This is a genomic window from Flavobacterium sp. (assembly GCF_044368995.1).
Lineage (GTDB): Bacteria > Bacteroidota > Bacteroidia > Flavobacteriales > Flavobacteriaceae > Flavobacterium.
Genome location: NZ_JBIPMS010000115.1, coordinates 1 through 5,225, shown reverse-complemented (window position 1 = coordinate 5,225; position 5,225 = coordinate 1). Strand labels below are relative to the sequence as shown.

The window sequence follows — 5,225 nt, the reverse complement described above, 5'->3', positions numbered from 1 at the left end:
GCTTGTTGGATAGATGTATAACGTGCCGGAATAGAAATTATATTTGCATCATTATGTTGACGCGCTAATTCCGCAATTTCTTTCGTCCAACATAAAGCAGCACGAATATCTTGGTGTTTGTTTGCTGACATCGCAATTCCGTTTCCAGAACCACAAATTACAATTCCAAAATCTGCTTTTTTACTTGCAACATCATTCGCCACAGCATGACCAAAATCTGGATAATCCACACTTTCAAAAGTATCGGTTCCATGGTTAATAACTACATGTCCGTTAGACTCTAAGTAGTCAACTATTGCTGTTTTATAATCTGGACCCGCGTGGTCATTGCCAATTGAGATTGTCATAATTGTGTATTGAGTTGTTAATATCGTTTTACAAAAATAATCAATATGTAGCGTTTCGTAAAGTAAATTTGTATTTATTATTGTTGCTTTATTTATTATAAAAATTGAAGTAAAAACACCAATGTTAATAGAATATTATAATTGCTTGATAATCAGTTAATGTTAAGTTAACATTACGTGTTGATAACTAAAGATAGAAAATAATAAGTTTTTTACTGCTGTTAATTTAAAATTTGTAATGCAAATCTTAAATTTAAAATCAAAATTTAGTTATTACATTTTATTGTTTTTTTATGAATACTTTTTACGTGGTTATTAACAAATTTTATAAATTGAGTTATATACAAAACAAACGCGGATTAAGATTTTAACAAGTGTTAATAAGATTTGATTAAAAAATAAAATTTCCTTGGAAAAGAAGTAAATAGCAAAATTTTTGAGTGTTTATTAATTTGTATAACTTACAATAAGTTTTTAAAACAACATTTTAAAATAAATTTATACCACATATTAACACGCTATAATAACCATCATTAATTTAAATTTAATTAAAATATTTTTTTGTTGTTTTTAATATATGTTTAAAACTTTTAAGTTTTAGAAAATTAAAATTTTATTAAATCTTACTACTTAATTCCGTTTTCTGATTTCTTCTTTGTACTTTTAATGCATATTAAGAATGATATATGAAAAAGAATTTTAGAAAAATGACAAAAAAAGCCAAAGATTTTTCGGCTCACGTATATAAAATACTATCCGCATCACCTACTAAAGACTTTAATTACAAACAAATTGCTGCGATAATTGAAGTGAATGATACACAAAGTAGAAATGAAATTATTAAGGAATTAAAAATTTTAGAAAAAGCAGGTAAAATTGAAGAAACCGAACGCGGTAAATTTAAAATAATATCAAAAGCGGAATATTACGAAGGAACTGTAGATATGACAACGCGTAAATCTGGATATTTTATTTGTTCGGAATTAGAAGATGATGTATATATTCCTTTTATAAATTTAAATCATGCTTTAGATGGTGATAAAGTAAAGTGTTATATTTATAACAGGAGAAGCTCTAGAAAACCAGAAGCAGAAGTTTTAGAAATTTTAGAAAGAGCTAAAACAGAATTTGTTGGGGTTATTGATATTCAGAAAAATTTTGGTTTTGTAACCACAACCAATGCTAAAATGTATACGGATATTTTTATTCCTAAAAACGAAATTTTTGATGCAGAACATGGTGATGTAGTTTTGGTTTCAATGGTAGATTGGCCTAAAAAAGCCGATTCACCTTTTGGAAAAGTAATTAAAGTTTTAGGAAAACCTGGAGAACATAATACAGAAATTCATGCTATTTTAGCTGAATATGGTTTACCATACGATTTTCCTATTGAAGTAGAAGCTTATGCAAACCAAATAGATACTTCAATAACTGAAGAAGAAATTGCAAAACGTAGAGATATGCGAAATATCTTAACATTTACAATTGATCCAAAAGATGCAAAAGATTTTGATGATGCCTTATCTTTTCAAGTATTACCTAATGGAAATTATGAAATTGGTGTACATATTGCCGATGTTTCACATTATTTACAAGAAGGTACAATTTTAGATAATGAAGCTTATGATAGAGCAACTTCAGTATATTTAGTAGATCGAGTTGTTCCAATGTTACCAGAAGTATTGTCAAATTTTGCATGTTCACTTCGACCAAATGAAGAAAAATATACATTTTCCGCTATTTTTCAATTAAATGATAAAGCAGAAGTTATTGATTCTTGGTTTGGAAGAACTATAATATATTCAGATCAACGATTTTCTTATGAAGAAGCTCAAGAAATTATAGAAAGTAAATCAGATATAATTCCAGCGCATATTTCATTGACTGGAAAAGAATACCACGCACCAAAACCAATTGTAGCAGCTATTTTACAAATGCAAGAATTAGCAAAAATTCTTCGTAGAAAAAGAATGAATGCTGGTGCTATTTCTTTTGATAAAGTAGAAGTTAAATTTAATTTAAATGAACACGCAGAACCTGTTGGTGTGTATTTCAAACAAAGCAAAGATGCTAATCATTTAATTGAAGAATTTATGTTATTAGCCAATAGAAAAGTAGCTGAATTTATCGGAAAACAAAAGAAAACTTTTATTTACAGAATACATGATGAACCAAATGAAGATAAATTATTTGGGTTACAAAATGTAATTTCTAAGTTCGGATACAGTTTAAATTTAAAATCGAAACAAGATATTTCCACTTCGTTGAATAAATTATTAGAGGAAGTTCAAGGAAAAAAAGAGCAAAATATGGTAGACACACTTACCATTCGTTGTATGAGTAAAGCAGTTTATTCTACAGATAATATTGGTCATTACGGCTTAGCTTTTGATTATTATTCGCATTTTACCTCACCAATTCGTCGTTACCCAGATGTGATGGCACACCGTTTACTACAATTTTATCTAGATGGTGGAAAAAGCGTAAGCGAAGAAATATTTGAAGAAAAGTGTATGCATTCGTCCGACAGAGAAATTTTAGCTGCAAAAGCGGAAAGAGATTCTGTAAAATACATGCAAGTAAAATATATGCAAGACCATAAAGATCAAGAATTTTTAGGTGTAGTTTCTGGAGTTACTGAATGGGGAATTTATGTAGAAATTATCGAAAATAAATGTGAAGGAATGGTGCGTATTAGAGAAATAAAAGACGATTATTATACTTTTGATGATAAACAATATGCACTTGTTGGTGAAGTTTCTAAAAATTTAATACAATTAGGAGACGAAGTGTACGTTAAAGTAAAAAACGCCGATTTAGTAAAAAAACAATTGGATTTTCATTTTGTAAGAGAAAATAAATAAGAGCGTTCAGTAATCAGTTTTTAGTGTTCAGTTAAAATAACAATTCAAAATTGTTATTCTGAACTTGTTTCAATATCTAAAAAATATGAAGTTATGAAAAAAAATATTTATTTCTTATTATTAATCAGTTCAATAACTTTAGCACAAACCGAAAGATTTGTTGGTGATTTTACCAAAGTAACCTCTTTTGATAAAATAGATGTAGTGTTGATTTTAGGTACTGAAAATAAAGTAATTTTAAAAGGTGCTAATTCTGAAGAACTAGAATTAATAAATAACAATGGTGAGTTAAAACTACGTTTACCTGTCGAGAAAATGTTCGCGGGTAATGCTATTTCAGCAACCGTTTATTACAAAAAATTAGCTGCTTTAGAAGCTAATGAAGGCAGTAGAATTTCTTGTGAAACAGAAATTAAAGCGATTGGTTTTGAAATTATTACCAAAGAAGGCGCAGAAATTGTTTTAAATAATATTGTAGCAGAAAAATTAAAAGTTCGTTGTGGCGCAGGAAGCATTGTTACCTTGAAAGGAATGGTAAAAAATCAAGATATTTTAGCCAATTCTGGTGCTAAATATGACGGACAGGATTGTATTACGAAACAAACTTCAGTTACTGTAAACGCTGGCGGAATAGCAAATGTAAACGCTACAGATATAGTTGATGCTAAAACTCGTGCAGGCGGAACAATTACTATTTACGGTAATCCAAAACAAATGAATCAAAAATCTGTTGCGGGTGGAAAAATTATTCAAGCAAATTAAAATTAAGTGAATAGTAATTAGTGAATAGTAAATAGATTTTATTATTTTTGTTTATGTAGTATCACTATTTACTTTTTACTATTCACCAATTACCTAAAAAAAATGATTCACGATATATTATTAGCCATTCCTTGGGCATTTTTATTAGCTATTTCAATTGGTCCGGGTTTTTTTATGATACTAGAAACCAGTATTACAAAAGGATTTAAAGCCGCTTTTACTTTAGATTTAGGAATAGTTTTTAGTGATATTATTTTTATACTAATTGCTTATTTTGCTACCAATCAAATACTATCGCAACTAAAAGACAACCCAATTTTATACGTTGCTGGCGGAATTATAATGTCGGTTTACGGCTTAATTTCTTATATACAATTAAAGAAAAAATTTAACGAAAAAATAGAGGATGATGACGAAGAAGACATTCAAAGAAATAATTATTTAGGCTTGTTTTTAAAAGGTGTTTTTTTAAATATTATCAATATTGGTGTTTTAGGTTTTTGGATGATGATAATCATTACTCATGGTCCAAAATTAGAAATGAATCCGTTACGTATTTTTGTTTTTTTTACCTCTGTTTTAGTATTTTATTTATTAATCGATATTTATAAAATACTATTAGCCAAGCAATTAAAAAACAAACTAACCCCAAATAACATCTACAAAATTAAAAGAATTATCAGTATAGTAATATTGATTTTCGGAGTATTTTTTATACTACAAGGACTTTTTCCAAAAAGCAAAAATATTGTAAATAAAAAATTAGGAATTGAACAAGTAGTGAAGTAAATGCACCAAAACTCCATAAAACTACTTTTTCAAGTAACCTTTTTTGAATTATCTTCCGGATTCGAACTAAAACTTTAATTAATTTTTTCTAAAAATTCACACAAAAAAAAGAGCCACTTTTTTAAGTAACTCTTTTTGAATTATCTTCCGGATTCGAACTAAAACTTTAATTAATTTTTCTAAAAATTCACACAAAAAAAAGAGCCACTTTTTTAAGTAACTCTTTTTGAATTCTCGCCGGATTCGAACTATAACTTTAATTAATTTTTTCTAAAAATTTACAAAAAAAAGAGCTACTATTTCTAGTAACTCTTTCAGAGGCATCGTCCGGATTCGAACCGGAGTAGACGGTTTTGCAGACCGGTGCCTAGCCGCTCGGCCACGACGCCATTAATGGATTGCAAATATAGATATAAAAACTTCAATATTCAAATTCCAAATTCCAAATATTTGCTTTTTTCTT

The 5,225-nt window shown here is 28.2% G+C and carries 4 protein-coding genes and 1 tRNA gene; 3 read left to right on the top strand and 2 right to left on the bottom strand.

What is annotated here, in order from left to right:
- Positions 1-347 (bottom strand): RpiB/LacA/LacB family sugar-phosphate isomerase (locus ACIQ2I_RS07730; RefSeq protein WP_396181847.1); only part of this gene is annotated, 347 nt, incomplete at its 3' end.
- A 686-nt stretch (positions 348-1,033) separates the two neighbouring features.
- Between ACIQ2I_RS07730 and rnr the strand changes: the two genes are divergently transcribed.
- From rnr to ACIQ2I_RS07715, 3 genes are all read left to right on the top strand, one after another.
- Positions 1,034-3,211: a ribonuclease R gene (gene rnr, locus ACIQ2I_RS07725; RefSeq protein WP_396181846.1), complete on the top strand. Its 2,178-nt coding sequence runs from the start codon at positions 1,034-1,036 to the stop codon at positions 3,209-3,211.
- 93 nt (positions 3,212-3,304) lie between these two features.
- Positions 3,305-3,973, top strand: coding sequence for a head GIN domain-containing protein (locus tag ACIQ2I_RS07720; protein ID WP_396181845.1), 669 nt, complete (start codon positions 3,305-3,307; stop codon positions 3,971-3,973).
- Between the two features lie 102 nt (positions 3,974-4,075).
- Positions 4,076-4,762 (top strand): LysE family translocator, encoded by a 687-nt coding sequence (locus ACIQ2I_RS07715; protein ID WP_396181844.1) that lies wholly within the window; start codon positions 4,076-4,078, stop codon positions 4,760-4,762.
- A gap of 318 nt (positions 4,763-5,080) precedes the next feature.
- Here ACIQ2I_RS07715 and ACIQ2I_RS07710 read toward each other — a convergent pair.
- Positions 5,081-5,151 (bottom strand) — tRNA-Cys (locus tag ACIQ2I_RS07710).
- Between the last annotated feature and the right edge of the window lie 74 nt (positions 5,152-5,225).